This window comes from Globicatella sp. HMSC072A10 (genome assembly GCF_001811625.1).
GTDB classification, from domain to species: domain Bacteria; phylum Bacillota; class Bacilli; order Lactobacillales; family Aerococcaceae; genus Globicatella; species Globicatella sanguinis.
On the sequence record NZ_KV805730.1, the window covers coordinates 1 to 4,088 of the forward strand.

3 protein-coding genes are annotated in these 4,088 nt (G+C 36.7%); 2 read left to right on the forward strand and 1 reads right to left on the reverse strand.

Going from position 1 to position 4,088, the window contains the following annotated elements; all coding sequences use genetic code 11:
• Positions 1-401: 401 nt before the first annotated feature.
• Entirely contained in the window at positions 402-1,817 is a 1,416-nt protein-coding gene (locus HMPREF2811_RS06335; RefSeq protein ID WP_071408607.1) for a LysM peptidoglycan-binding domain-containing protein, read from the reverse strand.
• 481 nt (positions 1,818-2,298) lie between these two features.
• Between HMPREF2811_RS06335 and HMPREF2811_RS06340 the strand changes: the two genes are divergently transcribed.
• Both HMPREF2811_RS06340 and HMPREF2811_RS06345 read left to right on the forward strand, forming a co-directional pair.
• Positions 2,299-3,018, forward strand: coding sequence for a YebC/PmpR family DNA-binding transcriptional regulator (locus tag HMPREF2811_RS06340; protein ID WP_071408608.1), 720 nt, complete (start codon positions 2,299-2,301; stop codon positions 3,016-3,018).
• A 223-nt stretch (positions 3,019-3,241) separates the two neighbouring features.
• Positions 3,242-3,712, forward strand: coding sequence for a glutathione peroxidase (locus HMPREF2811_RS06345; protein WP_071408609.1), 471 nt, complete (start codon positions 3,242-3,244; stop codon positions 3,710-3,712).
• Positions 3,713-4,088: the final 376 nt, after the last annotated feature.

A 4,088-nucleotide genomic window follows, 5' to 3' on the forward strand; every position in this document is an offset into this window, starting at 1 on the left:
CTGTGCGGGGGTGGGCAGACGAAGCGAAAATCGACTGATTTTCTACTTCTTGCCCACTCCCTTTTATCTTTCTCCGATTTGTAAAATAGTTCTAATTGCCGATTTGATACGAATTATCACTTCGCATTAACACTCCTACCAGTTAAAGAGGTTAAATATCCTCTTAGAGATGGTTTGTTATTTTACATTGACATTCGCGTATCTTTAAATAAGTCTACGGTGTTTTATCAGTGCATACATATACCAATGTTTCTATTCGCGCAAATCTGAATCAATATTGAACCGGTTGTTCTCTCGCAATATGCCTCTCTAATACCATCTATTCACTACACAATGTTTGAAGACGCAAAACTGGGCAGAAACTCTAAAATTTCTGCCCAGTCTTATTAGTTTTATTTTTATTATTCAGTAACGGCTGTTGGATCTGATACTAAGATCGTTCCATTAACAATCATTGATTTTTCTGGTAAGCCATTCCATGCACGTAAATCTTCTGGTGTTACACCATATTGATCGGCAATGGTTTGTAAGTTTTCACCTGTTTGAACTTCATGTAATGTTGGTTCTGGATTACTTACATAAATTTCTTTACCTACTTCTAATTCATTGTCAGCCAATTCATTCCACACTTTGATTGCTTCTGCTGTTGTTTTATAAGTTTCCGCAACTGAATCAATTGTGTCGCCTTCTACTACTTTATGTTTTTGAGGTTCATAAGCAGAATCTTTAATAATCAACTCATCACCAACGCGAGCTGGATTTTCTGCTGTAATGTTATTCCAAGATTTTAAATTATATAGTGTGACACCATATTTATTGGCAATCTTAAATAAAGTTTCACCTTTTTGAATAATGTGTTTTGCTTTAATACCAGCCGCTTTTTCTTCGTCGGTTAAATCGCTTGACGTTGCAGTTTCTTCTTCTTTAGCTTCTTCTTTATTCTTATCTTCGGTCGTTGTTTCTTCCGTTGTTTCTTCAGCTGGCGTTTCAGAAGTCGCACTCTTATCTGCACCAGGGACCACTAATTGATCACCAATTTGTAAGAAAGTACTTGATAATCCATTAATCGCCATTAAGTTATCAACGGTCGTACCGTAAGCCTGGGCGATTTCATATAAGCTATCCCCTGCTGAAACCGTGTAATTTGTTGTTGCAGTATTGGTCGTTGGCACATAATTAGTATAAGTTGAGGTAGCGCCAGAACTATAACCTGTGACAGCAATTTGGTCTCCGACATTCAACCAGTCGCTAGATAAGCCGTTCCATGCCCACAATTCTTCTTCGGTTACACCATAAACGGCCGCAATGCCTGATAATGTATCGCCAGGAGCTACTGTATGGTAGCCGGTTGAAGAGGTAGAAACTGGTGCTGTGTAATCATAATAATAATTACCACCTGTTGCCGTTGCATTACCATAGACAACTAAAGTATCGCCGACATTTAACCAATCGCTAGTTAAACCATTCCATGCCATTAAATCATCGACGGTTACACCGTAACGAATAGCTAGATTATATAGGACGTCACCATTTTGAACGACGTGAGTACCTGCAACACTAGAATTAGATACTACCGTACCACTGCTTGATCCGTCTACGACTAATACATCGCCGACATAAATCATGTCACTTGATAAGCCGTTCCATGCGCGTAATTCTTCTGCAGTTACGCCATATGCGGCTGCAATGCCTTGTAAATATTCTCCACTTTGTACAGTGTGTGTGGTGGTTTGTGCTTGTGTGGTTGGTAAAACAGCTAATGAGGTTGAGGCTAATAAAGCCATTGAAGCTGAGATTAATTTTTTATGTAATTTCATTTTTTTCTCCTTCCAATCGATATCAATCTACCTCTATATTATAACATTTAGATAACGATTCGACCATGAATTCGCTGTTTTGTCATCACATCGTAAAAGTAACCGGTCATTTTTAAAGTGTCATGTAACCTAATTGTTACACAAACACCCCAATAATCTCCTGGTTTTAAATACTTTAGTAGTTTTTGACAAATCCGTGATATAACAGCAACTACTTAAAATGGGGTGTTCTGGTGATTATTGCGAGTCCTATATCATCAGCCATGGCCTTAATATTTCCCTTTCTATTCACATTAAATGATGCTTATTTGGATTATCCATAAAATGCAAGACACTTCTGTCAAAAGCCAATTCCATTTTTTAAGCAAACTCTCATAATTTAACGAATTAAAATAGAACGTAAAACTCTATCACAAAGGACGTTTTTATGGTAAAATGAGTGTTGGAACATTCTAATTTTATTGAAAGAGAAGTGAAATAAATGGGTCGTAAATGGATGAATATTAAGGAAAAGAAAGCAAATAAAGACCAAAATACTTCGAAGATTTATGCTAAATTCGGTATTGAAATCTATGCTGCTGCAAGACAAGGTGAACCCGATCCAGAATTAAACCAAAAATTACGTTTTGTTGTTGATCGTGCGAAAACATATAATGTCCCTCGTCACGTTATTGAAAAAGCCATTGATAAAGCTAAAGGTGGCGATGATGAAAACTACCAAGAATTACGTTACGAAGGCTTTGGACCTAATGGTTCGATGATTATGGTCGATGCCTTAACTAATAATGTTAACCGTACAGCAAGTAATGTTCGGGCTGCATATGGTAAAAATGGTGGTAACATGGGTGTGAGTGGTTCAGTTAATTACTTGTTTGATGCAACAGCTGTTTTTGTAATGGCCGATCAAGATGCTGACGACGTGATGATGGCTTTATTAGAAGCGGATGTCGATGTTCGTGAGGTATTTTCTGAAGAAGATACCGTAGTTGTTTATGGTGAACCAAAAGACTTTGAAGCCATTAAAACTGCTTTAGAAGGTATGGGAATTACTGAATTTGAAGTAGCTGAAACCGACATGATTGCACAAAACGAAGTGAAATTAGAAGGCGACGATTTGAAAAAATTTGAACATTTAATTGAAGTTTTGGAAGATGACGAAGATGTTCAACGCGTTTACCACAATGTTGATTTAGACGACTAATTCATTGAAAATTGCCCTTTAGTTTATTGATTAATATTGTAGTTGTTGTAAAGGCTTGTTCATTTAGAAATTTTGTTGGGCTGGAGTAGAACTTTGATGTATTTACCCTTCTACTTTGACCATGATTGATAAAGATACTAGACTGATTTGGCCTTTACTATTCCAGTGAATATCGTAAAGGTAGTCCTGTTTAAAATAAGGGATGTTTGAAAGGAGCAAAAGCATGAGTTTACCAGATTTTTCATTAGTTCGTAGTAGCGGTCAACCCTACCGCTTAAATGAGTATAATGGACAAGTCTTGTTAATCGTTAATACCGCAACCGGTTGTGGCTTAGCCCCTCAATTGACTCAATTAGAGGAACTCTATCAACGCTATCACGACCAAGATTTTACTGTCATCGGATTTCCATCCAATCAATTTAAGCAAGAAAAAGTGGTCGATAGTGATATGGAAAGCACCTGTCAATTGAATTTTGGAGTCAGTTTCCCCTTAAATGAAACAGTAGAAGTGAATGGCCCTAAGACTGAACCCATTTTCCAATGGTTAAAACAAGAAACCCAAGGACTATTCTCCAATAATATCAAATGGAACTTTACGAAGTTTTTAATTGATCGCGAAGGACGAGTGGTTAAACGTTACTCGCCAACCACCTCGCCTAAAGCAATCGAAAAAGATATTCTTAAATTATTATAATAAAAACCAGTTAGCTTAATTTCCCTTTTAGGAATCTAGTTAACTGGTTTTTCTATTTAAGTACCTTCGCTTAGCTTAATACTTTCGCTAGATACGCTGTTTATTTATTTTAATTTCTTGTGGCCAAGACTTGAAAGTGAGACTGAGCATAAACTTGATAAATTCAGTCAACTTATAGCTCAATAATGAAAAGCGCAGGGGTGGAGTGGTCTCAACTGCGTCTTAACGAGATTGAACATAAATTTAAAAAAATTCAGTCATATTAGTGCTTATTCATTAAAATCGCAGTGGTTGAGTGGCCTCAAACTGCGTCTTAACGAGATTGAACATAAATTTTAAAAAACTCAGTCATATTAGTGCTTATTCATTAAAATCG

What these genes read in the sequence shown, in the direction of transcription:
- HMPREF2811_RS06340 (WP_071408608.1), top strand. Translation starts at nt 2,299, where the DNA reads ATGGGTCGTAAATGGATGAATATTAAGGAAAAGAAAGCAAATAAAGAC.
- HMPREF2811_RS06335 (WP_071408607.1), bottom strand. Translation starts at nt 1,817, where the DNA reads ATGAAATTACATAAAAAATTAATCTCAGCTTCAATGGCTTTATTAGCC.
- HMPREF2811_RS06345 (WP_071408609.1), top strand. Translation starts at nt 3,242, where the DNA reads ATGAGTTTACCAGATTTTTCATTAGTTCGTAGTAGCGGTCAACCCTAC.